The organism is Helicobacter burdigaliensis (assembly GCF_003670295.1).
Classification (GTDB): Bacteria; Campylobacterota; Campylobacteria; order Campylobacterales; family Helicobacteraceae; genus Helicobacter_D; species Helicobacter_D burdigaliensis.
Genome location: NZ_QXJG01000009.1, coordinates 1 through 25,629, shown reverse-complemented (window position 1 = coordinate 25,629; position 25,629 = coordinate 1). Strand labels below are relative to the sequence as shown.

The 25,629-nt window shown below is 31.1% G+C and carries 26 protein-coding genes; 14 read left to right on the top strand and 12 right to left on the bottom strand.

Annotation, left to right across the window (positions count from 1 at the left end):
* Positions 1 to 173 precede the first annotated feature (173 nt).
* A complete protein-coding gene (locus EBF09_RS04885) occupies positions 174 to 3,065 on the bottom strand; it encodes an autotransporter outer membrane beta-barrel domain-containing protein (RefSeq protein ID WP_121764018.1) in 2,892 nt (963 codons plus the stop codon).
* Positions 3,066 to 3,609: 544 nt separating this feature from the next.
* Here EBF09_RS04885 and EBF09_RS09455 point away from each other — a divergent pair.
* Positions 3,610 to 3,744: a hypothetical protein gene (locus EBF09_RS09455; protein WP_269801079.1), complete on the top strand. Its 135-nt coding sequence runs from the start codon at positions 3,610 to 3,612 to the stop codon at positions 3,742 to 3,744.
* Positions 3,745 to 3,920: 176 nt separating this feature from the next.
* On the top strand, positions 3,921 to 4,043 hold the full coding sequence (locus EBF09_RS09450) for a hypothetical protein (RefSeq protein WP_269801078.1): 123 nt from the start codon (positions 3,921 to 3,923) through the stop codon (positions 4,041 to 4,043).
* A gap of 369 nt (positions 4,044 to 4,412) precedes the next feature.
* On the opposite strand, the gene EBF09_RS04880 is transcribed toward EBF09_RS09450, so the two are convergent.
* Positions 4,413 to 4,850 carry a Dps family protein gene (locus tag EBF09_RS04880; RefSeq protein ID WP_121764017.1) on the bottom strand — a complete coding sequence of 146 codons (438 nt, stop codon included), beginning with the start codon at positions 4,848 to 4,850 and terminating at the stop codon, positions 4,413 to 4,415.
* A gap of 111 nt (positions 4,851 to 4,961) precedes the next feature.
* A complete protein-coding gene (gene moaA, locus EBF09_RS04875) occupies positions 4,962 to 5,927 on the bottom strand; it encodes a GTP 3',8-cyclase MoaA (RefSeq protein ID WP_121764016.1) in 966 nt (321 codons plus the stop codon).
* Positions 5,928 to 6,034: 107 nt separating this feature from the next.
* Between moaA and EBF09_RS04870 the strand changes: the two genes are divergently transcribed.
* Positions 6,035 to 6,583, top strand: a complete 549-nt coding sequence (locus EBF09_RS04870) for an NTP transferase domain-containing protein (protein WP_121764015.1) — start codon at positions 6,035 to 6,037, stop codon at positions 6,581 to 6,583.
* Positions 6,576 to 7,646, top strand: coding sequence for a flagellar biosynthesis protein FlhB (gene flhB / locus EBF09_RS04865; RefSeq protein WP_121764014.1), 1,071 nt, complete (start codon positions 6,576 to 6,578; stop codon positions 7,644 to 7,646). The genes EBF09_RS04870 and flhB overlap by 8 nt, the downstream gene beginning before the upstream one ends.
* Before the next feature lie 6 nt (positions 7,647 to 7,652).
* Here the strand turns inward: flhB and EBF09_RS04860 are convergent, their stop codons facing one another.
* From EBF09_RS04860 to dnaA, 9 genes are all read right to left on the bottom strand, one after another.
* On the bottom strand, positions 7,653 to 9,647 hold the full coding sequence (locus tag EBF09_RS04860) for a ribonuclease J (RefSeq protein WP_121764013.1): 1,995 nt from the start codon (positions 9,645 to 9,647) through the stop codon (positions 7,653 to 7,655).
* Between the two features lie 10 nt (positions 9,648 to 9,657).
* Positions 9,658 to 10,449 (bottom strand): 16S rRNA (adenine(1518)-N(6)/adenine(1519)-N(6))-dimethyltransferase RsmA, encoded by a 792-nt coding sequence (gene rsmA / locus EBF09_RS04855; RefSeq protein WP_121764012.1) that lies wholly within the window; start codon positions 10,447 to 10,449, stop codon positions 9,658 to 9,660.
* 47 nt (positions 10,450 to 10,496) lie between these two features.
* Positions 10,497 to 11,192 carry a prepilin-type cleavage/methylation domain-containing protein gene (locus EBF09_RS04850; RefSeq protein WP_198672540.1) on the bottom strand — a complete coding sequence of 232 codons (696 nt, stop codon included), beginning with the start codon at positions 11,190 to 11,192 and terminating at the stop codon, positions 10,497 to 10,499.
* Entirely contained in the window at positions 11,182 to 12,357 is a 1,176-nt protein-coding gene (locus tag EBF09_RS09185) for a hypothetical protein (protein ID WP_198672539.1), read from the bottom strand. The genes EBF09_RS04850 and EBF09_RS09185 overlap by 11 nt, the downstream gene beginning before the upstream one ends.
* Positions 12,358 to 12,359: 2 nt before the next feature.
* Complete coding sequence (gene ilvA, locus EBF09_RS04845; protein WP_121764011.1) at positions 12,360 to 13,568, bottom strand: threonine ammonia-lyase; 1,209 nt, start codon at positions 13,566 to 13,568, stop codon at positions 12,360 to 12,362.
* Positions 13,565 to 13,978: a CoA-binding protein gene (locus EBF09_RS04840; RefSeq protein ID WP_232817659.1), complete on the bottom strand. Its 414-nt coding sequence runs from the start codon at positions 13,976 to 13,978 to the stop codon at positions 13,565 to 13,567. The genes ilvA and EBF09_RS04840 overlap by 4 nt, the downstream gene beginning before the upstream one ends.
* A 143-nt stretch (positions 13,979 to 14,121) precedes the next feature.
* Positions 14,122 to 16,437, bottom strand: coding sequence for a DNA topoisomerase (ATP-hydrolyzing) subunit B (gene gyrB, locus EBF09_RS04835; protein WP_121764009.1), 2,316 nt, complete (start codon positions 16,435 to 16,437; stop codon positions 14,122 to 14,124).
* Between the two features lie 27 nt (positions 16,438 to 16,464).
* Positions 16,465 to 17,532 carry a DNA polymerase III subunit beta gene (dnaN, locus tag EBF09_RS04830; RefSeq protein WP_121764008.1) on the bottom strand — a complete coding sequence of 356 codons (1,068 nt, stop codon included), beginning with the start codon at positions 17,530 to 17,532 and terminating at the stop codon, positions 16,465 to 16,467.
* A 175-nt stretch (positions 17,533 to 17,707) separates the two neighbouring features.
* Entirely contained in the window at positions 17,708 to 19,003 is a 1,296-nt protein-coding gene (gene dnaA / locus EBF09_RS04825; RefSeq protein ID WP_121764007.1) for a chromosomal replication initiator protein DnaA, read from the bottom strand.
* 126 nt (positions 19,004 to 19,129) lie between these two features.
* Between dnaA and ruvC the strand changes: the two genes are divergently transcribed.
* From ruvC to EBF09_RS04775, 10 genes are all read left to right on the top strand, one after another.
* On the top strand, positions 19,130 to 19,609 hold the full coding sequence (ruvC, locus tag EBF09_RS04820; RefSeq protein ID WP_121764006.1) for a crossover junction endodeoxyribonuclease RuvC: 480 nt from the start codon (positions 19,130 to 19,132) through the stop codon (positions 19,607 to 19,609).
* Between the two features lie 9 nt (positions 19,610 to 19,618).
* Positions 19,619 to 20,251, top strand: a complete 633-nt coding sequence (gene thyX, locus EBF09_RS04815; RefSeq protein WP_121764005.1) for an FAD-dependent thymidylate synthase — start codon at positions 19,619 to 19,621, stop codon at positions 20,249 to 20,251.
* Entirely contained in the window at positions 20,251 to 20,898 is a 648-nt protein-coding gene (locus EBF09_RS04810) for a thioredoxin domain-containing protein (protein ID WP_121764004.1), read from the top strand. Before thyX ends, EBF09_RS04810 begins: the two co-directional genes overlap by 1 nt.
* Positions 20,895 to 21,146, top strand: coding sequence for an RNA-binding S4 domain-containing protein (locus tag EBF09_RS04805; RefSeq protein ID WP_121764003.1), 252 nt, complete (start codon positions 20,895 to 20,897; stop codon positions 21,144 to 21,146). The genes EBF09_RS04810 and EBF09_RS04805 overlap by 4 nt, the downstream gene beginning before the upstream one ends.
* Positions 21,147 to 21,156: 10 nt before the next feature.
* On the top strand, positions 21,157 to 21,714 hold the full coding sequence (locus EBF09_RS04800; protein ID WP_121764002.1) for a nucleoside phosphorylase-I family protein: 558 nt from the start codon (positions 21,157 to 21,159) through the stop codon (positions 21,712 to 21,714).
* Positions 21,707 to 22,768 (top strand): 23S rRNA (adenine(2503)-C(2))-methyltransferase RlmN, encoded by a 1,062-nt coding sequence (gene rlmN / locus EBF09_RS04795; protein WP_121764001.1) that lies wholly within the window; start codon positions 21,707 to 21,709, stop codon positions 22,766 to 22,768. Before EBF09_RS04800 ends, rlmN begins: the two co-directional genes overlap by 8 nt.
* A gap of 368 nt (positions 22,769 to 23,136) precedes the next feature.
* Positions 23,137 to 23,364, top strand: a complete 228-nt coding sequence (locus EBF09_RS04790; protein ID WP_121764000.1) for a hypothetical protein — start codon at positions 23,137 to 23,139, stop codon at positions 23,362 to 23,364.
* Positions 23,351 to 23,632 (top strand): type II toxin-antitoxin system YafQ family toxin, encoded by a 282-nt coding sequence (locus EBF09_RS04785; protein WP_121763999.1) that lies wholly within the window; start codon positions 23,351 to 23,353, stop codon positions 23,630 to 23,632. The genes EBF09_RS04790 and EBF09_RS04785 overlap by 14 nt, the downstream gene beginning before the upstream one ends.
* 335 nt (positions 23,633 to 23,967) lie before the next feature.
* Positions 23,968 to 25,005 (top strand): aldo/keto reductase, encoded by a 1,038-nt coding sequence (locus tag EBF09_RS04780; RefSeq protein WP_121763998.1) that lies wholly within the window; start codon positions 23,968 to 23,970, stop codon positions 25,003 to 25,005.
* A 287-nt stretch (positions 25,006 to 25,292) separates the two neighbouring features.
* Positions 25,293 to 25,629: hypothetical protein (locus EBF09_RS04775; RefSeq protein ID WP_157978166.1), on the top strand; the 337-nt coding region annotated here is incomplete at its 3' end.

Below are 25,629 nucleotides of genomic sequence, written 5' to 3'. Positions count from 1 at the left end.
TTAACTGTATTGAATAATTTCTTTATATCCTTTCTCTTCTTATCCTTACAATTAAACCTAACTCTCTACTTATCTTTAAAAGAATAAAAGAAGTTATTAGCCCTCTTTAAAGCTAAAGATTCTTTTACTACTTATAAAGCTAGAGGTTTCTTCTTTTAACCCTCTAAAGCTTTTTACCACCATACTCCTAATTTTAAATAAAGATTGTGTGAATAGCTTTTAGCATCTGCTAAGACTACTCCATAGTTTAGGGATAAATCTATATTGTCTGCTAGAGTATAAGTAGTACCTAATGTGCTAAAAGCATACATACCCGAAGATTTAACATCTGTGCTAAGATGAGTATTATTTACTCTTACTTCTCCTTTAGCATCATTGTATAGATTTATAAGCGTTCCTAGATTGCCATTAAATCTTAATCTATCATTCCAAGCTCTTTGATATTTTAAAGAAAGGATTAAATCTACAAAGTTATTTTGCGTAGCATAATAATGTTCTTTTGTGCCTCCTAAATGATTTAGAGTAAAATCTTTAGAACTTAATCCCATATAGCTTAATCCTATCTCTGGACTTAACATAGCAATATCTCCTAGATTAAAGAAGTTTGCTCCAAGTTTAGTTTCTAATCCATAGCCATAAATATCTGCTTTGGTATTAATCTTTGTTACTCTATTTAGATAGGTTTTATCTAAATCACTCTTTGTATAATCTAATCTTGTAGTGATATTTAAATAATATTCTTTAATGCCTTCTCTTAAGAAAGTATTGTGATAGGTTAAACCTACATAATACACATCCTCTTTTATATCTAGTCTTTGAGTTTGTTGTTCTTTTTTAGCATTCTCATATCCTAAATAAAAGCCTAAGATTCCCTTTTCATTGTCTAGTTTCTTTTGGGCTCCACCTATAATTCCTGTTGTATCTACTTTTAATCTTCCTAGGTTATCTTCTAAGTCTAATGAAGAATAATTATAATAAGGTACTAAGAAAGTATAAATATCTTTACTATGATCTTTTTGAGGGAGGAAGATTTCTTCAAACTCTCTTAGAATATCATGGGTATCATAAGTTGCAGTTGTTTCACCCAAACCATTTCTTTTTTTAGCATTGTTTGTTTCTTCTTGCAGCGTAGTTAGTCTTTGTGCTTGCTCTAAGCTCTTTATATCTGTAAAATCTGTTTTAAAGTTTTTAGAGTTAATGTCTTTTAGAATATTGTTGGTATTGATTTGACGCATTCTACTGGATTGAATAATAGATTTAGCTAGAGTTTTACCGCTTAGTTCGTCTTCTAAAAGATAAGCAGTATATTTACCTGTTTCTCCTGCATTTACAAATTTAAAGAGTCCATCAATGGCTTGGATATTGTTTGCATCAATTCCATTACCATTGTTTGTATTGTTTCCGATTGTATTTCCATCTTTATCCACAAAGAAAGTATTAGAATCATAGATAACATTCATATTCGCTCCACCTACATAAATCTTATCTGCACTAATACCTGCTATATTATCTCCACCTATAACAATGGCTTCTTTATCTCTTAATTCTTGTGTGTTTAAATTAGGGGAAGAGAAATACCAGCCATTGATAGAGAGTTTGGAATCTGTTCCGTTGTTTTTGAAGTGGTAGCCATCGGAGGTTTTACCAAATTTACCTGTGATTATATCGCTGCTTCCATCACGCAAAGTTAAAGAACTCGCATCAAAGTTTCCAACTACTAAAGTTCCCTTATTATCAATCCCATTAGTAATCTCTCCCACATTTACAAACTTACTAATTGTCCCTTCATTTTTTAAAGTAGTGATTGTCCCTGTATTTAAAATAGAGCTAATCTCTCCACTTTGCTTATTGTCTAGGGTGGTGATAGTGCCTGCATTTCTGATGCCATCTTTAGCACTTTCAATCTTACCAGAATTGTTTAGCGTATCAATACTTGCATTATTTACGACATTAATCCCTGCTTCTTCACCCTTAATCAAACCATTTTCTTGATTCTCTAAAGTTTCTATTTTTCCGTGATTGCTTCCATCAGAATAAAGAGCGAGTGCGATATTTTGTGAAGAAATTTCCCCTGAATTGTCTAAATTTTTAATTGATCCTGTTCCATCTAAAGCCCTCCAATCTCCATAAACTTTACCCACATTTATAAATTTATCTATGGTGGAAGTACCCAAAAACCTTAAAGCTGTATTATAATTTTCGCCTCTATTTTCAAAATTACCTTGATTGTTAAAATTTTTAATAGAAGAAGAACCATTTAGCGTCACTGCTGTAATAGAGCCATTATTATTCAAATCTGTGATATAAGATTCATTTTTAAGCGTTATTCCACTAATACTTCCATTTTCGTTATTCTCTAGTTTAGTAAGATAAGCGGTATTTCCTATTGTGATACCCCCTATATTCCCACCACTCTTATTTGTAAGAGTTCCTATGTGAGATTCCTTATCAAAAGCTATATTATTGATATTTGCTTCATTGTTAAAAGTTTCAATACTTGCTTTTCCGCCCATAACAATGCTATCCAAAGTTCCGCCATTCTTATTTTCTAAAGTTGTGATTTTCCCACTATCGCCCCCTATTTGGATTTTGCCGATAGTGCCTTCGTTATTTAGCGTAGTGATTGTCCCTTGTAAGTTGATAGCTGCTTGTCCTCCACTGATTGTGCCTGTGTTATTAAAAGTTGTGATTTTGGAGCTAGCATTTATATCAACCCCATATTTATTTGCCTGAATTTTGTTTTGATTATCCAACTCTGCAAGGGTATTCGTTCCTGAAAGGTAGATTCCATTGTAGCTTAAAATCTCCCCCGTATTTACAAGCTTATCCATTGTACTACTACCGCTTAACTGCACACCATAAGCATTGTCTTTAATTAAACCATTATTAGCAAAAGTTCCAACTTTACTCGAGCCTTCTATTTGTATAATAGCTTTATTAAAACTTGCACTACCTCCCAATAATTCTCCATTATTAGTAATGCTATCTACCTTTGCACCATTTCTTATACGCAAGAGAACTTGAGAACCACTAGCATATTTTATCTTTCCATTTTCTTCAATCACTAAGTCTTTATAATTTGCATTTGAATTTGCATCTAGTTGTGGTACTTCACTAGTAAGCTTACAGGTGCTTTCATCGCTACAATCTGCTTTGTTCCGGTTTTGCTTAGCAGAATCCGCATAGACATTTGAACTTAAAATTGAAATTGTAATAAGTGAGAGAAAGGAAGCTTTTAAAAGGTTATTTTTGCCCCCCCCCCCCGCTAAAGGTTGTAAGAGTTTTCATAGTTTATTCCTTAAAAATTTTTGATATTAAAAATAAAAGGCGAAATTGTATAAAATTATTTTTAAATCTAAATTAAATAAAAGTTATTTTTATAAGATATTTATATTTTATTCATTTTACTTTATGGTATTTATACTAGATATAACTTTTATAAATAAGTAAAATTTACTAAAAATATACATATAATTAACTTTTTCAAAAATTTTAAAAAAATTTAGAAATTTTTGTAAAGAGATTAAAAAATTAGATTGTTTTTTATAAAGAATTTTTAAATTTTTAATAATTTTATAAAAAGATTTGTTTTATGAGATTTGAAAATTATTGTTTGAATTAAATAAGGATTTTAAAATTAACAATCTTTTTATCACTGCGAGTAAATGCAAAGCATTTGCGTGGCAGTCTAAGGAATCACTACTTGTCACTGCGAAGCGGACTTTGTCCGCTGTGGCAGTCTAAAGGCTTACAATATGATTTAAACTTTTAAGTGAAGTTAAAGCTATACTTGCTTTAGATTCTAGCAAGTGGATTGCTTCACTGCGTTCGCAATGACGGGTGGAAAGTTTAGATTTTATTTAGATTGCTTCGTCGTTTCACTCCTCGCAATGACAAAAACAACCTTATAGGATAGAAAAATGGATTTGCACTGCACTTCGTTTGTGGATAGCTTGACTTGTATGCTTTGGCATAATGCTCCTTGCAATGACAAGCAGAGTGATAAACTTTATATAAAAAGCATTAACATTAAAAATATTTAAGTTTTTTAAAAAAGTGTGGTATAATTCCAGTGGGTCTTCACTTTAAGCAGGTGAAGAAGACCTGCTTTGGTTGAAAATTTATACCCATTAAGGATATAAGATGAAAACCATGCGATTCATCTTAGTTGTAATTATACTACTTTGTATATTTACAGTCAAGGCTTATTAGCTTTGACCCTCATTTTTGAGGGCTAAGATGGATTTACCTGCTTATCTTTTAAAATAAAACTGCTCTATCATTATAAGAACTCATAAAACAACTAAATTTTGATTTATAAAGAAGTATTTTGAAAGTTTGTTACGATTATTTACAATAAAAGCTAAATTTAATTTGTCAAAGAAGAGTTTTGCGAGGAGTCCTCGCAAAGACTAAGCAAGTTGTGCTTTTAGCATCCAAAGTGCTTTTTCTAATCCTGCGATTTTTTCATCTGCTAGTGCTACTGTGGCTTTGTCGTTTGCCTCACCTGCTAAGTCTGAAAGCTCTCTAAAAGATTTTAAAAAATATTCATATTCAGGTAAAACAGCTTTTAAAATAGTTTTAGAATCAAAGTTTGTTGCACTTTCTTCTTTGATTTTAGAAGCTGATAGCATATCTTTTGTGGTTACATAAGGCTTTTCTCCTAGTTGCAATACACGCTCTGCCATATCATCCATCAAATCTGCCATGTCATCATACATTTCTTCTAGTGCCTTATGCACTGGGTGGAAATCCATACCGGTTACATTCCAATGGTAGTTGTGAAGTTTGATAAAAAATACCATTGAATCTGCTTGAATTTGTTTGAGTGTTTCTACTACTTTACTCATATTGAACTCCTTTAATTTATAGTTTCAAATTCATTATACCACTTTTATGTCGTAAAAGTTAATGAAATTATACATAATAATTCTTAAAAGAAAATTATTATTATTTGATAATTAACCTCCAGTTTTATAAAATGCTCTACTAGAAACCTCATCTTCATTCCAATCATTTTTTTCAGGTTTATTTTCAATACAAAGTTTTAAATTTTTTAAAATCTCTTCTGTATCAGCATGTAGCATAGCTTCTTTAATGTCTAGTGCATTCTCATGATAAAGACAAGGGATTAATTTTCCCTCACTGCTTAAGCGGATTCTATTGCAACTTTTACAAAAATCATCATTATGCGGGGCAATAATACCAAAAACATAATCTTGCATTTTTGGGATTTTAAAGAGGGTTGCAGGTCCAAAAAGTTCTTTTTCTACAAGCTCATAATCGTATTTTTGTTTGATTTTATCTAAGATTTCATAAGCTCTAAGCCCTTTTGTGCCACTTTTAGCGTGGATATTTTCCATAAACTCGATAAACCTAACCCCTACACCTAGATTCATTCCATAATCTAAAATCTCTAAAATCTCATTTTCATTAATACCCTTTAAGGGAACCATATTTAGTTTTATAATAAATCCTACTTCTTTTGCCTTTTTTATTCCCGCTAGGATTTTTTCTAATCCATCGCGTTTAGAGATACAGACAATTTTGTCTTTTTGTAATGAATCTAGTGAGATATTAATCCTTTTTAAACCTGCATTTTTTAAATCTTGTGCTATGGGAGCTAGTAAAAAGGCATTAGTAGTAAGTGCAATATCAATATCGCTTTTATAAGCACAAATTTCTGCGATAAAATCCACAATTCCCTTGCGTAAAAGGGGTTCTCCACCTGTAATGCGAATCTTTTTCACGCCCTCATTGATAGCAACTTTGATGAAATTTAAAACGCTCTTTAGTGGCACATCATCTTCTTCTTTTCCTAAATCCATAGGGGTATTTGGCATACAATACACGCAACGGAAATTACACCTTTCTGTAATGCTTACACGGATATAGTCAATCTTGCGTCCAAAACTATCAATTAGCAAAAAAACTCCTATAAATAAAATGTCTAATCATACCAAAAACTAAACAAATACAATAACAATATCTAAAGAAACAAGGTATAATTTTATAAAAACTTTAAAGGAATTTTTTGTTACCTTGTGTGATTTTATGCGGTGGTGCAAGCAAAAGAATGGGGATAAAAAAAGAAACTCTAGAATTTGGTGGCACGAATCTAGCAACTTTTCAAGCTAAAAAATTCAAAAACTTTTTTAAAAAGATTTACTTTTCTTCTAAAAATCCTATTGAAAATCTTTTAGAAATTCCTACAATCTTAGATTCTACAAAGGATATTTTTGCACCCATTTTTGGTTTAAAGAGCATCTTAGAAACCTTGCAAAAAGATGTATTTGTATTAAGTGTAGATGCACCCTTTTTGACAATAGAAAGTGTGAAAAATTTAATTTTATCTTATGAAAAAAGCAAAGTTCCCACTTTTTTTAAAAATGATAAAATCCACCCACTTCTTGGAGTTTATACTTATAAATCCCTCCAAATAATAGAAGAACAAATTAAAATTCAAGACTATAAACTTTTAAAATTATTAGATTTAATAAAAGCAAATTTTGTTGCAATACCCACACAACAAACAAGAAATTTAAACACACCACAAGATTATAAAGAGGCACTAAATGGCTGATGAAGAAGAAAAGACAGAAGAACCCTCCGCGCGTAAAATTGAAAAAGCAAGAGAGGAAGGAAATGTCCTAAAAAGTCCCGATGTTAATGCGTTTTTAGGTATGGTTGTGGGGCTTGTTTTGATTTTTATTTGTTTTAATTTTTGGGTGGAGGGATTAGGAGATGTTTTTCATCAAGTATATGCACTCTTCTCACAAGATTTTAGTCTAGAAAATTCCATGTCGCTTACTTTTTCGCTTATGTATCAAATGGCACTTTTGCTAGCTCCTATTTTTGCGGCTTTAATGATAGCAGGAGTGGTTGCAAATATCGCACAAAGTGGATTTTTGCTAACTACTAAGGCTATCCAGCCAAAATTCCAAAAGTTAAACTTTATCACAGGCTTAAAAAATCTTTTTTCACTCAAAAAACTACTTGATGGCTTTTTAATCACCACCAAAGTGCTTTTGGCATTTATTATAGGCTTTTTTGTATTTTTAAGTTTTATTAAAGAGCTTACAGAAGTTTCTCTTTTTCCAGTGTTTCAACAAATGATATGGTTTAAAGATAAAGCACTTATATTAATCGCAATCTTATTAGCATTTTTTTTAGTAATGGCAAGTGTGGATTATCTATTAAAACGCTATCAATATTATAAATCCCTAAGAATGACAAAACAAGAAGTCAAAGATGAATTTAAAAACCAAGAAGGGGATCAACAAGTAAAAGGAAAAATCCGCTCTTTGATGTTTCAAGCAGCTAAAAAGCGTATGATGCAAAATATTCCAGCTGCGGATGTGGTGGTTACTAACCCTACGCATTATGCGGTTGCACTGCGTTATGATAGCAAAAAAGAAAATGCACCCAGAGTGCTTGCAAAAGGGGTGGATTTTATCGCCCAAAGGATTAAAGAAATTGCTAAAGAAAATGATATTCCTATTATTGAAAACCCTCCTTTAGCACGCGCACTTTATAAAGATGTAGATATTGATAGCGAGATACCAGAGACGCTTTATCAAGCAATGGTGGAAGTTTTAATCAAAGTTCAAAAAATTAATGATGAAAAGCAAAAAAATATGCGTTAAACCTCATTAAATGAGGTTTGCATAGATAATAAGCATTGGATAGCGTTTTGTCTTTTTGAAAAGAAGCTTTCTTAAAGAATTGCGGATTTCATTTTCCATTGCTTTTTGATTGTTGTAAAGTTCTTTTTTACAATTTTTGCTAAAGAGAGAGAAAAATTCCTCAATTTCTTTATTAAAGCTCACCATATCTTTGTTTGCAATAATTCCCATAGTATTGATTCTAGGCTTCCCTACTAGAGAATTTTTTTCTTTATTTAATTGCACAAAGATTGTTACCATACCATTTTCAGCTAAATTTTGTCTATCTAAAATCACATCATTGGCGATTGTAGAATTCACTTGATTATCAATATAAGTTTTACCTGTTTTTACACTTCTTACTTTGCGTAAATAGTTATGGGAGATTTCCATTTGATCGCCATCTTCCATTAAATAGATATTTTTCTCATCTACACCACAAGAAATAGCAGTTTCTTTGTGCTTTAAAATATGGTTATACTCTCCATGCACGGGTAGGAAAAACTTAGGCTTTACAAGGCGTAGCATAAGTTTTTGTTCTTCTTGTGCGGCATGTCCGCTAGTATGAATCTCGCTAAAATCTTGATAATACACCTTAGCACCCGCTTTAGTGATGAAGTTAATCACATTAGATACAGAGCCTTCATTTCCGGGGATTGCTTTGGCTGAAAGAATGATTGTATCACTAGGCTTGATTTTGATATGTCTATGCTCATCTGTTGCCATTCTATACAATGCACTCATGGTTTCACCCTGACTACCAGTAGTTACGATTAGCACTTCTTCATCGGGATATTTTGCTACTTCATGGGCTTCTATAAAAATATTTTGCGGTAAATCAATATAGCCTAAAACTCTAGCAATTTCTAAGTTTTTTTCCATAGAACGCCCAATTACAGAAACCTTTCTGCCATATTTTATCCCATGCTCTATTGCTTGATATACCCTATGAATGTTTGAGCTAAATGTGCTCATAATCACTCTTCCTTTAGCACGCGAAAAGAGCAAATCAAATGCAGGTCCAACACTTGCTTCACTAGGTGTATAGCCACTTTTATGTGAATTTGTAGAATCGCTTAATAATAATAAAACGCCTTGCTCACCATAATGTGCGATTCTATTTAAATCTGTTGGATAGCCGTCAATTGGTGTATGATCGATTTTAAAATCTCCTGTATGGAAGATTAATCCTGCTTCTGTTTTAATCGCCAAAGCACTAGAATCCACAATAGAATGCGTAATGTGAATCCATTCAATCTCAAACTCTCCGATTCTAATAGGCTTTCTTTTCTCCACTGCCCTAAAGAGTGAGCGGTATTTTTTAAGCCCATGCTCATCAAACTTAGAACCAATTAGTCCTAAAGGAAGCGGTGTTCCATAAATAGGAAATTGATATTTTTTAAAAAGATAGGGCATAGCACCGATATGATCTTCGTGTGCATGGGTGATGATAATCCCTGCAATCTTATCTTTAATCACTTCTAAATAACTAAAATCAGGCACTAAAATATCCACCCCATGCATACTAGCATCTGGGAAGCTCATACCCGCATCAATAATGATTGCAGAATTTTGCGTTTCAATCACGGTCATATTTCCACCAATCTCACCTAGCCCACCAATAGGAGTTATTCTAACCTTGCCATTTGGATTAAAATGCACTTGAGAATGTGTGCTAAGGGAGCTTTGATGCACCTTAGCATTTAGCTCCACGGTTTTTTTAAGCTCCATTGTAGATTGTTGCACTTCTTTTGTGCCATAATTATTGTTATTGCTTTTGTTATGCTTTGGCTTTACTTTATCATTTTGTGGGTTTTGCCCTTCATTATTTTGTTTGTTGTACTGTCTTTTGTTAAAGTTAGGGTTATGCCTTTTTTGCGGATTCTTCTCATCTTTTTGTGTATTTTGTCCGCGTGGCTTAAAATATCTCCTCTCTTTGTTTTGTGTTTGTGTTGTTTCTTGTATATTTTTATTTTCTTCCATAATTCCGCCTTTAAAAGATTTTCAAAAGTCGGTGATAAAGGGGAATATCAATCTCATGAGGTCTGCTATTTATTTCTATTTCAAGTTCTAAAAAAGCATTTAAAATTTTTTCTTTTTCAAAATGCTTTTGAAGATTATTCAACAAAGTCTTTCTTGGAGCACAAAAAGCAATTTGCAACAATTTTTCTAAATTTTGCAAAAATACAAAATCACAATTCTCTGTTTTTTGACATCTAAAGACAGCGGAAGTTACCTTTGGTGGAGGGATAAAAGCCTCTTTTGGAACTTCTAAAATCAATTCACCCCCACCCACACTTCCTAATAAAACAGACAATGCACTAAAATCACTCTCTTTAACTTTAGCACAAAATTTTAACGCAACCTCTTTTTGTGTCATCACGACAAAACCCTTACACAAAGGATCTTTAATAGCCTTAACCACCAAAAGAGTAGCTATGTAATAAGGAAGGTTAGATACTAAAAAGTAGGGCTTATCCCTAAAACTTTTCCCTTCCCATATTTTTAATATATCGCCCATTTGTATTTTTAGTTTGCCATTTTGTAATTCTTTAGCAAACCGCTCCTCTAAATAGGGCAACAACTCCGTATCAACCTCATAAGCAGTGATGTCCCCTAAGCTTAAAAGCTTATTTGTTAGATCACCTAAGCCAGCCCCAATCTCAACTATTTGCGCGTTTGTGTTGGGAATGGATTGGATAATCTTATCTAGCACAAATTTATCTTGTAAAAAGTTTTGCCCAAATTGCTTTTTGGCTAGTGCCTTTTTATTTGTTTCTTTGATAATTCACTACCTCTTTGCTTTATAATGGTTTATTATAACATAATTTTTTAGCATTTTTTAATAATACCTCTAGGTGTGATACATATTTTTGCACTTTTATTATGAAAATCAAAAATTTCAAAAATTGCTTGTTCTTGTAAAGGACTTACTTTTTCTTTAGGAATCTTGCAATAAACTCTGCCTAAATTATCAAATAAAATCCTAACTCCTATTGCATTGCCCTTTTTATCAAAGCTTTCTCCACAGCCTTTTAACACTACTTTACTGATTTTATAACGACTGCTTAGGGCAAAATTTCCATCACGCAAAGGATTGGCAAATTTTGTATTATTGTAATTATACACACCAAGATATTTACTATCCACTAAATCTCTTGCATATTCAAAGCTATCCATAGGACGATCATCATAATTTTTACTCTCCTTTATCCTAGCACTATCACTAAAGATAGAATAAGCCACCCCAATATTTTTTAATTCACTAAATTGAATCCGCCAAAAGCTCTCTTTGTAGCGCTCCATCTCTTCTTTGCAAAAATCACTTTGGCAAAAATCGCTTTGTCTAATATGTTTTTGGGAATTGAGTGCTAAAAATTTTGTGTAATAAAGATGCTTTAAAATCTCATCTTGTGCCAAAATAAGATCGCTTTTAAAATTAGCATTTAAGCTTATAGTGCTTAAAATCGCCAAAAGCGCGATTATTAATAAACACTCCAAAAGAGTAAATGAGCTTTTAGCGGACATAAAAAAGTGCTACTTGTTTGCCATAATAAGTGATTTCAATTTTCTTTGCACCTTTTTTATATTTTGTGCTTAAAATGGGGCTTTTTGCAGGGGAGATTTCATAAAATTCTAGTCTTTTTTGCAATTCTTCATCCGTTTTTAGAGAATTTATACCCCTTTTTTTAAGAGATTGTGCGAGTTCTTTTGCGATAAAATGCTCATAAGCAAAATGTTTATCTCCTTTTTCCATAAAGATAAAAAGAAATTTTGAAAAAATCAAAGTTGTATTGCATAAAATAAGCACTAATAAAGTAGCTATAAAAGGTATGCGATAATGCATTCTAAAAAGAGGCAAACGCACTCTAAGCCCAGAAAGATAAATGCTTACAAGCAAAGGAAGTGCTAAGATTAAAAAAGGTGCATAAAGTTCTATTTCTACCCTTTGCCTAAAAGAAAGTAAAAAAATAAAGATTAAAGCACTAAAAGAAATATACCAAATAAGAGGGCGGTTGTTTGCGTTAAAATAACGATAAAGTCCATAAAGAAAATAAAGATAAAGTAAGGGTGAGAAAATCAAAAATAAATGCCCATTCGTGTCTAAAAAATAACCCTTAGGATGTCCGCCTATCTCTGTGCCAAAAAAATACATACTAAAAGCAAATAAAATAAGGGAAATAAAAATTAAAAGATTATTTTTTTTACCAATTCCATAAAATAAAAGTGCCAAAAATATTAAAGAAAAAGCTCCATCTATAAATGCCATAATCACCAAAAGAGGATAAGGAATGGATTTAAAATAAACTTGATAAGTGCATAATAAAAGTGCAAAAAATAAAATCACACCACTATTAATATTTAAAAGCGCACTTGCATTAATCCCTGGAAGTAGCATAAAGATTGCCACGCATAAAAGTGCATCGCTTTTGCGTTTTAAAAATTTCAAAGAAAAAATAAAAAGCAAGCTTGCATTGCATAAATGCAAAAATACAAAAGGGATTCTAAGTCCTAAATCATTTTGTCCAAAAATCCATACTCCAAAATTTGCTAGATAGTCATTAAGCTTTGTAGGGTGGAAAAATCCTACCGCTTCATCATAGCTAATACTAAGGGTATTAAGCGCCCATAAAAGCATACAAAAATCTAACCCAAGAAGTATGAAAAAAAGAGGGTAAATAAACTTTTGCATCTTTAAATTTCTATAAATTCATAGCCATTAGCTTTTAATTCTTTTCTAATCTCCTCTTGATGCTCTTTTCCTTTAGTTTCTAAAAAGAGTGTTACATTCGCATCACCATAAGTAAGAGAAGTGGAGATTCTATCAAAATCAATTTTTACGATATTTGCTCCAAGTTGTGAGAGGAGATTGCTAAGTGCTTGTAAGCTTCCAGGTTTATCAATAAGAGTAACACAAAATCGCATTTTACGATGGGATCTTGCTAAACCTTTTTCAATAATCACTCCAAGCATATTTACATCAATATTACCACCGCTTAAAATTAGCCCTACTTGTTCATTTTCTTTTAAAGTAAATTTATGGTGCAAAAGTGCTGCTACTACACTAGCCCCCGCACCTTCAACTACAAGTTTTTGATTTTCTAGCAAGTAGAGGATAGCATTTGCAATTTCTTCATCATCTACGCTTACTATCTCATCTACACTTTCTAAAATATATTCAAAATTTAGTGGATTGACATCTCTTACAGCAATTCCATCAGCAATAGTTCGCACAGATTTTGTGCTTTGAATCTCTTTTTTATAAAAAGAATGATACATTCCAGGAGCTCCACTTGCTACTACACCAATAATTCTAGTATTAGGTAACATTTGCTTATAAGCAGCAGCAATCCCACAAATTAATCCTCCACCACCTATTGGCACGACAATGGTGCTAAGATTGCTTTGATCTTCTATCATCTCTAGTGCGATTGTGCCTTGTCCAGCGATCACTTCATCATCAGCAAATGGGTGGATAAAGCATAAATTATGTGTTTTAGCATATTCTAGTGCATATGCATAAGACTCATCATAATTATTCCCATATAAAATTGCCTCTGCTCCTAACTCCTTTACTCCCATTACTTTTAAAAGTGGAGTGGATTCAGGCATAACAATCACTGCTTTAATCCCAAAATGCTTTGCACTATATGCCACACCTTGTGCGTGATTACCTGCACTTGCTGCGATAACTCCATTTTTTCTTTGTTCTTCTTTTAAATTTGAGATTTTATTAAAAGCCCCTCTTAATTTAAAAGAACCTGTATTTTGTAAATTCTCTTGTTTTAGATAAATTTGTGCCTTGCTTAAAAGACTTAGCTTTGGAGCATAGGCAAGTTTTGTGTGCTGTGTGATACCATTTAATCTTTTTTTGGCATCTACAATTTGTGATAATGCAATCATGGGATTAACCTTTGATGTTCTAATTTAATACAACTATTTTCTTCATATTCTAAGTTTGCACTCATTAGAATCTCTTTAGCCTCTTTGCTAGAAAGCCCTAGCTGCACCCAAACACATTTTGGCTTATTCTTAAGATCTATAATATCTTTGGCTAAAGCAGGAAGTGCTTCACTTTTTCTAAAAATATCTAAAATATCAATATCGTAAGCATTTGTTGCATCTTCTAATGTAGGATAGACTTTTTCTCCTAAGATTTCTCCACCTTTTGGATTAATAGGCACGATTTTATATCCTACTTTAATAAGATATTGAGCAACTTTGTAACTTGGCTTTTGACTATCGTTAGAAAGCCCATAAATAGCAATAATTTTACTTTGTTGTAAAATCTCTTTTTTCTTAGAATCTTCCATTTTGATTTGCCCTTATAAAAACTTTGTAGATTATGATTATTGTAACAGATTTTTTCATAAAAGTAGTTTGTTTATAGAGAATTTTTAATAAAGAATGCTAGAGCCTTTTTATCAGGCTTTTATAGCATTAAGATTGAAGTTAATTATACATCAAGATGTTTAACATCTTTTGCATGGGTTTGAATATATTCTCTTCGTGGTTCTACCTCATCTCCCATAAAGAGTGAGAATACATCACTTGCTTCCATTTCATCTTGAATTTCTACACGGATTAATCGGCGATTTTCTGGTGTCATTGTTGTTTCCCAAAGTTGTTCTGGATTCATCTCACCTAAACCTTTATAGCGTTGAATCTCTGCACCTTTTTTACTATTATCTTCTACTTCTTTTAAAGCAATCAGTGGATCTTTACCTTCTAAAAACTCTAAATCTCTTTCTTTGATTTTATTATATACAAAATGTGCTTCTTCAAATAAAGGATGTGAAAACAATTCCTCATCAATTCTAATATCCGCTAAGCCTGAACTTGTCTGCACATAAAGCTGGATTTTTTCTTCATCTACACTTTCATTTAAGATATTAAAATTTAAACTTGTGATTTTTTCTTTAATCTTTTGATAAAGTTCTTCATTTTTAAGTCCGATAAAATCCGAATTTTCAATCAAAAATTTTGCAATATCAATAAAAGGGAATCTTTTTTCTAAAGAACTTAAAATATTTCTATAATGAGAAACAATTTTGAAAAATTCTATTAAATCTTTAGTTCCTATGCCTGTAAAACTGCAACTTTCAATACTATTTTCTATTAAATATTCTGATAAAGCTTTTTCATCTTTTAGATAAATTTCTTTTTTACCCTTTTTAAAACGATAAAGAGGAGGTTGTGCGATATATAAATACCCCTCTTCAATAATTCCCTTTAAATATCTAAAGAAGAAAGTCATTAAAAGCGTTTGAATATGGCTACCATCTACATCTGCATCTGTCATAATAATGATTTTGTTATAGCGGATTTTAGAAATATCAAAATCCTCCCCTATTCCACAACCTAATGCAGTAATAAGGTTTTTAATCTCTTCACTTTTTAAAATTTTATCCAGCCTACTTTTTTCTACATTTAAGATTTTTCCTCTTAGTGGTAAAATAGCTTGATAAACTCTATCGCGTCCTTGTTTTGCAGAACCACCCGCAGAATCACCCTCTACTAAATAAAGCTCACTAATGCTTGGATCTTTGCTTTGGCAATCTGCTAATTTCCCCGGTAATGTCCCAACACTTAGGGTTTCTTTTTTTCTTGTGAGTTCTCTTGCTTTTTTAGCAGCTTCTCTACCTCTTGCTGCAAGGAGTGCTTTTTGCATAATTGCTTTTGCTTCGTTTGGATTTTCTTCAAAGAATTTTGCTAATTTTTCATAGGTAAGCTTTTGCACGATAGGACGCACAAAAGAACTTCCTAATTTTCCTTTTGTTTGTCCTTCAAATTGTGGATCTACAACTTTAGTAGAAACGACTGCTATAAGCCCTTCTCTAATATCATCTCCTGTGATTTTAGAATCTTTTTCTCTTGCATTTGCATTTGCTTCAATATAATTTGTAATCGCTCTTGTAAGTCCTGCTCTAAAACCTGCTTCATGCGTTCCACCATCAATGGTTCTGATATTATTTACAAAGCTTAACACTTTTTCATCAAAACCATCATTATAAGCTAGAGCGATTTGCACTTCTGTATTGCTTTCAAAGCCTTCAAAACTGATAATTGTAGAGATTAATTGTTTTTTATTTAGATCTTCTACAAATTGATTTAATCCACCCTCAAAATGATAGATTTCATTAAATCCATCGCGTTCATCTTTAAAATGAATGGTAATTTGGCGGTTTAGGTAAGCAAGTTCTTTAAATCTTTTGCTTAAAATTTCTCTTTGAAAATTTGTAACTTCAAAAATACTATCATCTGGAATAAACTCAATTGTAGTTCCATTTTGTTTTGTTGTGCCTACTATATTTAGTTCATCTTGAGGAATCCCTTGTGCAAAATTTTGCTCATAAACATTTCCATTTTTATGGATTGTCATTTTAAGATTCTTAGAAAGTGCATTTACAACCGATACACCCACACCATGCAAACCACCTGAAACTTTATAAGTATCTTGGTCAAACTTACCACCTGCATGAAGCACAGTTAAAACAACTGTGGCAGCTGGGATATTTTCTGTTGGGTGAATATCCACTGGAATCCCACGCCCATTGTCCTTGATAATCGCACTTCCATTTTTTGTAAGAGTGATGTGGATTGTATCACAATATCCTGCCATAGCTTCATCAATAGAATTATCTACAACTTCATAAATAAGATGATGCAATCCATTAATATTTGTATCCCCTATATACATTCCGGGGCGTTTTCTAACGGCTTCTAAGCCTTTTAAAACTTTAATACTACTTCCAGCGTATTCTTTTTCCATTTCTTTCCTTAATAAAGTTTCTTAAACTTATAAAATAATAGGCATAATAACCGTTGAAAAATTTTCACTTTTAAGCACAAAAGGAGCATTTTTTTCATTTAAACACCAAGTGAATTCCATTGTATCAATTTGGTTTAAAAAGTCCATCACATGACGCGAATTAATCCCTAAGACAATTTCTTCTGCGATAGGAAGTTCAATCTCTACTTCTGTATTTGCTTCTAAATTATCATTGCTTAAAGATTCAAATAAAATTTGATGCGGTCTAAAGGTAAGTTTTACATCATTTGTAATGGAATTAATTAGTTTAATTCCCTCAATAATTTTTGCTTTAGGGATAGAAAATTCTACTAAAATCTCTTTAGGGATAATTCTTTCATAATCAGGAAATTTTCCATTGATTAAATGCGTAAAGAAAATATAGTTTTTAGATTTTATAATGAGTTCTTTTTCATTATAGTAAAGTTCAATTTGATCAAAGAAAAGTTTTTGAATCTCTGTAATAGCTCTTTTTGGAACAATTAAAGCTAGTTTATTTCCTGAAGGATTGTCAAATTTTACAATAGAAAGTCTTTTTGTATCTGTTGCTACAAAATTATAAGAATATTCTTTTATATCTAAAAGTGCTCCTGTTAATTCTCTTTTAGGATTGTTTGTATCAATTACAGGGAAGATTTTTTTCATAGAAGAAATAAGTTCTATTGCGTTAATTTCTAGTTTTGATAGATTTTCTAAATTTGGGAATTCTGGGAATTCTTGTGCATTAAACATAGGAAGTTTGAAAGAGCTTTTATTTTGTTTGATGATTAGGTTTTCATCTTTAGTGTGTAAAGATACTTCTCCTTCTTTCAATCTTTTAATAATATCTAGAATTTGTTTTCCATTAACTGTTGCGATTCCTTGCTCTATAATGTTTAAATTTTGTGTAGTGGCTAAAAGTCCCATTTCAAAATCTGTCGCTCTAAAGATTAGCTCATTGTCTTTAGTTTCTAAATAAATATGAGAGGTGATTTGACTAGAATCTTTTTTATCTAAGAAAGGTTGTAAATTGGTTAAGATATTATCTAAGACACTATTAGAAATGTTAATGTTCATGGAATTCCCTTTATTATTAAATAAATTTAGTAGTATTAGTAGGGTGTGTGCAATGTGGAAAAATTGCTTTTAGAACCCTAGAATACTTGCCTTTAAATGTGAAATTATATAAAATTTTATTCACATTTATTCACAATTTTATCAAAATTATGTTTTTAATGAGGTTAAATTTTTACTAATGTGCAATTTTACTCTTTAATTCTTCTAAGATTAATCTAAAGTTTTGATTATTTTTTAATTCTTCTTCAATACTTTTCATTGCTTTACTTACAGAGCTGTGGTCTTTCATACCAAAAAAGTTTGCTAAAGTTGGCATAGAATTTGGTGTAAGATTTCTAGCAAGATAGATAATAATACGCCTTGCTGTTACGACATTTTTAGAACGATTTTTACTTTTAATTTCTGAAGGTTTAATGTTAAAGTATTTAGAAACCACTTCTACAATGTTTTCTAAGGAAATATTTTCTTTGGTTTCTTTGATATATTCTTTTAAAATATCTTTGACAAAATCCACTTTTACTTCTTGAATATTTGTAACATTAATAGAAAAATTGAGCTTTGTTAAAACCCCTTCAATTTCTCTAATATTATCATTAATGTTTGCAGCAATATAGTGGATTACATCATTATCTAAAGAGATTCCATCAAATTCACATTTTGTGCGAATAATGTTGATTTTTGTTTCTAATTCTGGAGGTTGAATATCTGCTAAAAGTCCGGATTTAAAACGTGTTTTTAATCTTTCTTCTAAGCCGTCCATATTTTTAGGAGGCCTATCAGAAGTAAGTACAATTTGTTTGTGATTTTCTTTTAATTCATTAAAAGTGTGAAAAAATTCTTCTTGAATTTGATATTTTCCACTTAAAAACTGAATATCATCAATGAGTAAATAATCACATGCGCGGTATTTTTCTCTAAAACGATCCATTGTAGAATTTCTAACATGTAACATAAAATCGTTTAAAAATTGTTCACTTGTAGTATAAATCACATTTTTACCCACAGCTACATTTGCATTTCCTATGGCATTTAGCAAATGCGTTTTGCCAAGTCCAGTATTACCATAGATTAAAAGGGGATTATATTTTGTGCTTTGATTATTTGCTACGATTTTTGCTACTTCACAAGCATATTTGTTAGAATTTCCCATAATAAAGGAATTAAAAGTAAAAGAAGGGTTTAGATTGCTTGTTTGTTGCACCTTTTTTTGGATATTTTTGATTTCTTGTTTTTTAGAGGGTGTGAAAACTTCAATAATCACTTCAGGTTTGATTCCATTTGTGATTTCAAAAAGATGTGCAATTTTTTGTGCATATTTTGTCTTAATCCAGCTTGCTACAAATACATTGGGTGCATTAAAAACCACTCTATCATCGCGGGAATATTTTTCATTAAAAGTGAGTTGATTGATGTAATTATCGTATTCAAAAGGTGTGATTTCTTTTTTAAGTTGTAATAAAATAGAGTGCAATTTTAGCCCTTTCTAAGAGTTATTCACATTTAATTCACAGGGTGTGAATAAAGTTTATTTTAGATTTTATCCAAAGATTACTAAAAAATTATTATAATTTCAAATCTTTTAATTTTTAGGAAAAGAATGAATATTTTAGGCATAGATCCTGGAAGTAGAAATTGTGGGTATGCAATTTTAGAATTACATAATAATAATATAAAATTAATAGAAGCAGGACTTATAAGAATAAAAGAGAGAATCTTACAGCATCAAATTTTAGAATTTGTAGAAGGGATTGATTTGGTTTTAAAAAATCATAAAATAGATTCTGTTGCTATTGAAGATATGTTTTATGCTTATAATCCCCAAAGTGTGATAAAATTAGCACAATTTAGAGGAGCTTTGAGCTTAAAAATTTTACAAGAACTTGGGAATTTTGCAGAATACACTCCCTTACAAGTTAAAAAAGCCTTAACAGGTAATGGAAAGGCTACAAAAGAGCAGGTGGCTTTTATGGTAAAGCGACTTTTAGGGATTAAGGGTGAGATTAAACCTCTTGATATTACAGATGCGATTGCGATTGCGATTACCCATTCTCAACGCTTAAAATTACAAATTAAATAAGGAATAGAAATGGATATTACACTTTTAAATTATACGGATTTGAAGATTTGTTCCCATGCGATTAGGACTTGTTGGCAAAGTTTTGAAAAGGGCGATAATGGCGGGGAGAAAGATAAGGAATTAATAGATAGAGTGGGAAATAAATTTAAACATGCTTCTACGCTAGAGCATTTAAACTATACTTTTTATATTCAAGGGATTAGTAGGGCTTGTTTGCAAGAGCTTGCAAGACATAGAATGGCTTCTTTATCGGTTAAAAGTAGTCGCTATACGCTAAAAGAGTTAAAAGAAGAAGAATCTTTTTTACCCTTTTGCGAGGACAATCTAAATAGGGCTAAGAAATTTTTAGTTTTTACAGAAAATCAAGCAGTAAATGAAGCTTCTTTGATGGCATTAGAGAATTTACGCAAACTTTTGATTGTGAATATTAGTAATGATTTAGCAAAATTTGCAATGCCAGAATCTTATAAGACAGAGCTAACTTGGAGTATCAATGCAAGAAGTTTGCAAAATTTTCTAGCTTTAAGAAGTTCTAAATCTGCTTTATGGGAGATTAGAGATTTGACACAAAATATTTTTGAAAAATTGCCACAAGAGCATCAGTTTATTTTTGAAAATTGTATCGTTAAGGAGGGTGAATAATGAAGTTTTTTAAAGTTTTATTTTTGGGATTCTTGTTTGTAGGAACTTTGTTTGCAAATGATTTAAAAGAGGGTGAGGATTATATTGTTTTATCTAAGCCTATTAAAAATATGGAAAATAGTGTGATTGAGCTTTTTAATATTGGTTGTCCGCATTGCGCGTATTACCATGAAGAAGTTTTGCCATTGCTTTTAGAAATGCTTCCACAAGAAATTGAATTTTACCCCGCACATATGAAGACAAATGCGCATTTTCATACACAAATTAGTGAGTTTTTAGCAGTGGCTATCATTAAGGATAAAAAAGAGGGCAAAGATACAAAATCTAAAAATACAAATTATCAAATGCTTTTGAACGATTATTTTGCTATTTTTCATGGTAAAAGTGCTAAAAAAATTAACAATGAAGCGGATTTAACAAAGCTTAGTTTAGAGATTTTAAAATTAGAGGAAAAAGAATATAAGACTTTATTAAAATCTAAAGAAGTCAAAGAAATTTTAGAATTTTGGGATAGCCTTTTAGAATATGCGAGTATTCAAGGTGTGCCTAGCTTTATCGTAAAAGGTAAATATATGATAAAAGCACAAAATATTCAAGGTGTAGAGGATTTAATCTATAAAATAGATGTTTTAAAAGAGCAAAAATGAGAATTGACAAATATCTAAATGCTGTGAATATCGTAAAACGCAGAGCGATTGCGCAAGATATGATTGAAAATAAAGTCGTGAAAATCGCAGGTGTGAGTGTGAAAGCAAGTAGAGATGTGAAAGTGGGTGATGTGATTGAGATTGCATTTTTAGAAAAATCAAGATTTTTTCAAGTTTTACAAATACCAGAAGTCAAAAATGTAAAGAAGAATGAATCACATTTATTTTATAAAGAATTAGAAAAATAAAAGAGGTGAAATGATTTATTGTGCAGGAGAGATTGAGAGTTTTCCTTTTGCAAAGAGTGTCGGAGTAGGGCTAGTGCAGAGTGCTATAAATCTCACACATTCTATTTATAGAGATAAACCTGATGAAATTATTTTCATAGGAACTTGTGGGAGCTATGATAAGAATCAAGAACTTTTAGAAGTTTTTGAAACGCAAAGTGCAAGTAATATAGAATTATCTTTCTTAGAAAAAAAGTCTTATACTCCACTAGATAATTTTATTTGTTTAGAAAAACAAAATGTTTCACATGAAACATTACTTAATCAAAATCAAAAAATAGTGAATTGTAGTAACTATATAAGCACGGATGAAAGTCTAGCACAAATTATGGTAAAACTAGGAATTTTATATGAAAATATGGAATTTTTTAGTATTTTGCAAGTAGCAAAAAACTTTGATATTCCTGCTTTTGGGATATTTTGTAGCACAAATCATATCCATAAAGACGCACAAAAAGAGTTTTTTGCTAACCATAATGAAGCAAAAAAAAGATTAGAAAATTATATCAAAGAAAAATCCTATGTCTAAAAAAAATATTTATTCCTATACACAAGAAGAATTAGCGAAGATTTTAGTAGAAGATTCACAAGGCAAAATACAAGCTTATAGAGCAAAGCAAATCTACCATTGGCTTTATACCCAATACGAAAATGATTTTTTAAAAATGCAAAATTTGCCAAAAGAACTCAAAGAATTTTTAAATGAGAATTTTACAACGCATGCAGTGCAGATTGCTAAAAAAGAAGAATCTAGTGATGGAAGTGTGAAATATCTTTTTAAAACTTTGGATAATCTTACCTATGAAGCTGTGTTTTTAAAGATGAAAGAGGATAAATTTACCTTTTGTCTTTCATCACAAATTGGTTGTAAAGTGGGTTGCAGTTTTTGCCTCACTGCTAAAGGTGGATTTGTGAGGAATCTCACCATAGGAGAGATGGTTTATCAAGTCGTAGCTATCAAAAAAGATCAAAACATTCCTTCAAATAAATCTGTAAATATCGTATATATGGGTATGGGAGAGCCTTTGGATAATTTAGAGAGTGTAAAAGGGTGCATTAGCATTTTATCCGAACTTGATGGACTTAGTATCTCACCGCGTAGGCAGACGATCTCTACAAGCGGTATCGCACCAAAGATTAAAAAACTCGGTGCATTAAATCTAGGGGTGCAACTTGCAATCTCTCTCCACGCAGTAGATGACAAGCTAAGAACAGAACTAATGCCTATCAATAAAGCATATAATATTCAAGCGATTATTGATGAGGTTAGGGCATTTCCTATTGATAGTAGAAAACGCGTGATGTTTGAATATCTTATGATAGATGGGTTAAATGATGGGCTAGAGAGTGCTAAGAAACTTGTAGCACTTTTGAATAAAATCAAAGCAAAAGTGAATCTTATCTATTTTAATCCGCATGAAGGAAGCATTTATAAACGCCCTAGCAAAGAAAAACTAGAAGCTTTTAGGGAATTTTTACTCAAAAAAGGACTTTTATGCACGATTCGAGAAAGCAAAGGACTAGATATATCAGCAGCTTGCGGACAGCTACGTGAAAAGGAAATTCATAATCAAAATATATAACAAGCAAGTTAAATATTTTTAAATATAAATAAATAAGACTTTTTAGAATAAAAAAATTAATAATATATCTTATGCTTATAAGCAGTTCAATAAAACAAATCCACTTCAAACACATATAAAACCCATAATAACAAAAGCACTACATAAGCTTCAGTACATTTGACATTTTTTTAATTTGCTATAATTTCATTGACGGGTTAAATGTGTTGTCTTGTGTAACACTAAAGTTTTTTGGCTTTGATTTGTCAATTTCTCATTAAAATAAATTCTTTTTAAATGCCTAAAAAAGATACTCTGAATATATTAGCATTTTTAAAATTTGGTAAAATATGATATAATTTATTTCATATGATTTGAAAGGAGTTTAAATGACTCTTATTATTGAAAATGTTAATGAAGACTTTTTGCCTGCATTTAAAGGTTTAGCTAAAAGTATAAACGCTAAATGCAAAGTTTCTAAGCCTAAGCTAAGTAGTTTTGAAAGTGAGATATTAAATGCAAATAAAGAGCTTAACAAAGAGAAAAAAACCAACTCCGCATTAAGCTTTAATTCACATCAAGACTTTGTGAAAGCTTATCAAGATGGCAAAATATAAAATTTATTACCATAAAGATTTTATAAAAGCTTACAAAAAGATAAGCAGTGAAGAACGTAAAATAACAGATGAAGTTATCATAAAACTTTCTAATGATAAAAATTTAGAACCTAAATATAAAGATCATCAATTAAAAGGGGTACTAAAAGATTTTAGAGAATGTCATATAAAACCTAATTTGTTATTGATTTATCAAAAACATAATAATGAGTTAGAGCTAAATATTTTAAAACTAGGTAGTCATAGTAAGTTATTTAAAAAATATTGAAATGAATAACAATAAATAAAACATTAAACAAAAACACAAAATTAAAAATCACTTTTATTGTATTATTTGTATTGATTTTAGCAAACCTATAAAAAAGATTCCCATAGGTATTCAAACTAATAAAGTTTTAAAACTAGAAAAAGACTAGAATTCATCTAAAGCAACTTATTTTGCTTTAGAAAATAATGAATGAAATAAATCAATAAGTATTTAATTTATAATCAAACTTTAATTTCACATATAAAATTAAATTTCTACAAAAAGTCCAAAAATAAGCTTCAATACAATAACAAGTGCTATAATCTAAGCATTATTAAAATTAATAAAGGATATTTATGCAATATAGACAATTAGGTAACAGCGGACAAATGATACCCGCAATAATGTTAGGAACAGCCACATTTGGCGGTAGCACAGAGTTTTTTAAAAGATGGGGGCAGACAAATTTGCAAGAAGCCAAAGAGCTTATTAAAACTTGTATGGATTATGGTTGCAATACCTTTGATACAGCAGATTGCTACTCTTTAGGAGATTCAGAAAAGATTTTAGGCGAGGCATTACAAGATTACAAAAGGGAAGAAGTTTTTATCTCTACAAAGACAGGACAACCCCTAAGTGAAAACCCAAATGATATAGGCACTTCAAGAGCAAAGATTTTAAAAAGTATAGATGCAAGTTTGAAGCGTTTAAAAACAGATTATATTGATTTGTATTATTTGCATTGCTATGATGCAAAAACTCCTCATTTAGAAGCTCTGCAAACTTTAAATGATTTAGTGCGTGCAGGGAAAATTAGATATTTTGGGATTAGCAACTATTCAGCATGGCATTTGATGAAAATGCTAAAAGTAGCTGATGAATACAGATTGCAAAGACCGATAGCACAGCAAGTTTATTATTCTCTAGCAGCAAGAGATATAGAAAACGAGCTTATGCCCTTAGCTTTAGAAGAGAAAATCGGCACTTTTGTATGGAGTCCTCTAAGCGGAGCTTTACTTTCAGGTAAAATCACAAGAAATGCAAAAAATATTGAAAGCTCAAGACTAAATGCTGGAGGTGCATGGGATATGGATATGGATCATCTTTATAACATTACGGATGTGCTAGAAATAGTAGCCAAAGAGAGTGGATATAGTTTTGCACAGATCTCTTTAGCTTGGGTTTTAAGCCGTCCTAGCATTAGCGGATTGATTATAGGGGCTAAAAACACCACACAATTAAAAGATAATCTAAAAGCTTCTACTATCACGCTAGATCCTAAACATATAGAAATGCTAGATCGTGCAAGCCAGACGAAGCTTCCTTATCCTTATTGGCTTCAAAGAAGCAGTGTAGATGCGCGTGATCCTTATCCAGTGGCTAGATATTCATAAAGCTTAAAAACTTTAAGTTTTTAGGATAGTATGCAAATGTTACTAATTTACTCATAGTGATAATTTGCATAGATTTTTTTGATTTAAGGGATATTCTCTTTGTTTTATTATTGCAAGAGTTATATTTCGCTGATTCTTTTGGATTAAACAAAATATAAAACTATAATACTCATTTTATATTTTATTCAAATTTAAATTTTTAATATGTAGAATTAAAATTATTTTTTAAGTTAAAAATGATTAAAACTTACAATAAAGTATTTAAATTTATGTATTTTAGGGAATCTATGCAGACTTTAACTAATCTATTCACTACTCCACTCTTAGTGCGGGGGGGGGGGGCAAATAGCCTCTCTTTATTAACCCCTTCTTTATCGCAAAACCTAAATAATCCCCTTACTTTTCCTTTGTCATTGCGAAGAAGCTTTGCTTCTGAAGCAATCTATTCTCTTTTGTCATTACAAGAAGCAAAGCAAAGTGCAAATCCAAAAAGAGTAATTAAAAAATTTAAACAATTCCATTTTATTCTTTTAAACAACGAATCTACACTTTATATAAAAAGCATTTTGAGAGTGGCTTGGGAAGAATTTGCTTGTCAAATTCAGGGATCACACCGCCACGAAT